Annotated in this window: 2 protein-coding genes; both read right to left on the bottom strand. The window is 52.8% G+C overall.

What is annotated here, in order from left to right; genetic code table 11:
• Positions 1-671 (bottom strand): signal peptide peptidase SppA (gene sppA, locus Q0257_RS02650; RefSeq protein ID WP_298021227.1); only part of this gene is annotated, 671 nt, incomplete at its 3' end.
• Positions 659-1,105 (bottom strand): amidohydrolase family protein (locus tag Q0257_RS02645; RefSeq protein WP_298021224.1); only part of this gene is annotated, 447 nt, incomplete at its 5' end. The genes Q0257_RS02645 and sppA, both read right to left, overlap by 13 nt.

Raw genomic sequence — 1,105 nt, 5'->3', positions numbered from 1 at the left:
AAAAATACTCGCGCATTCGCCCACGTATCGCGCTTCCTAAGATCCAGCGAGCGCGCCTGCGCCACCTCGCGCGTAAATAGCTCGTAGCTCTCATCCACCAGAGCTTGTAGGCTCGCGCGCTCCGCGTCGCTCCATTTTCGCATCATCGTGCCCGCCTCTTTGAGCTCGCCCGCTTTGACGATCTGTTCGGCAAACCCTAGTTTAGCGGCCGCTTCACTCACATCTAAGCCCTGCATTATCACGCCGATAGAGCCGATGAAGCTGCCCGGATTTGCGTAAATTTTACTCGCCCACACGCCGCCTAGGTAGCTGCCGCTCGCCATCGTGCCCTTGGCGTAGGCGACGACCGGCTTGCGCGAGTTTAGAGACTTGATAGCCAGCGAAATTTCCACGCTCGGGCTTAGCGCGCCGCCGGGGCTGTCGATCAGCAGAAGCACTCCTTTGATCGCCTCGTCGTTTTTCAGAATTTCGATCTTTTCTAAAATTTCGCTATCGTCCATTATCGCGCCGCTTAATGAAAGCTGAGCGAGATTCGCGCCCTTTTGTTGCGCGCTTTCGCCGCCTGCGAAAATCAAAAACAAAATAAGCAGAAAAATTAGGGATTTAAAGTATTTATTGATAAACCCGAGCACGGCGCCGATCGGCGCAAAGATATTCTTTAGAAATTGCATTTCATTCCTTCGATAAAAAGTGATTTTGCGTTTTTGCTCTGCAAAATGAGCTGTAGCGCCAGCTGGCTCTGCTCGCACTCGATGCCTTCAAAAACGGCGATATCGGGGAGCTTACCCTCTTTTAGCTCGCCCAAGCTTAGCCCCAGCGCGGCTGCCGCATTTCTCGTCGCGCCTAAAAGTAACGCCCGCGCCAGTTCCGCTAGGCCCAGCTCGTCGTGCATCATTAAATTTGCACGCAGCTCGTCTAAAAAGCTTAGGCTAAAATTTGAGCTAAGCCCATCGGTAGCGATGTTGTAATTAAGCCCGCTTGCGAGCAGCTTTTTAAAGCTCAGCCGCTTTTTGCTAAGCAGGCGGTTGGAGCGCGCGCAGTGCGTGATCGAGTGGAGCTTCGGATCAAAGATGCTAAAATCATCCACCCAAACGCAATGCGTAAA

It is taken from the genome of uncultured Campylobacter sp. (assembly GCF_938018035.1).
Classification (GTDB): Bacteria; Campylobacterota; Campylobacteria; order Campylobacterales; family Campylobacteraceae; genus Campylobacter_B.
This window is presented reverse-complemented; position numbering and strand designations above follow the sequence as displayed.